Here is a 470-nt window from a genome sequence, read left to right on the forward strand (position 1 = left end):
CCGAGGCGCTGCTCGATCCGACGCAGCTGCCGGTGCTCGACGACCTGCAGCTCAGGATCAGCACGGCCGAGGCGGAGCTCGACGCGGTCGCGGGCGCCATCGCGCTCAAGGCCGACACGGTGCGGGTCGACGGCATCGAGACCGAGCTCGGCTCGGCTACGGTCCGGATCGGGAGCCTCGAGACGACGATCGCGCTCAAGGCGGACCGGGCCACGCTCGAGGATGCCCTGACGCGGCTCTCGACGGCCGAGGTGCGGATCGAGACGCTCGACGGCGCGAACATCACCCAGACGGTGCAGGACACGCGCCGGCAGACCGACGAGATCGACACCTCGGCCTTCCAGACGTTCAACGACCTCTGGCAGGGCTTCCGGGAGCGCGAGGCGCTGCGCGAGGGCATCGCCTTCGCCCAGTCCGAGATCTACGCCAGCGTGAACGAGCAGTTCGCGGCCGAGGCCGGCGCGCGCGAG

1 protein-coding gene is annotated in these 470 nt (G+C 71.3%); it reads left to right on the forward strand.

Annotation, left to right across the window (positions count from 1 at the left end; genetic code table 11):
* Positions 1-470 (forward strand): hypothetical protein (locus RISW2_RS25300; protein ID WP_043776001.1); only part of this gene is annotated, 470 nt, incomplete at both ends.

The sequence above is a fragment of the Roseivivax isoporae LMG 25204 genome (assembly GCF_000521865.1).
In the GTDB taxonomy this organism is placed as follows: domain Bacteria; phylum Pseudomonadota; class Alphaproteobacteria; order Rhodobacterales; family Rhodobacteraceae; genus Roseivivax; species Roseivivax isoporae.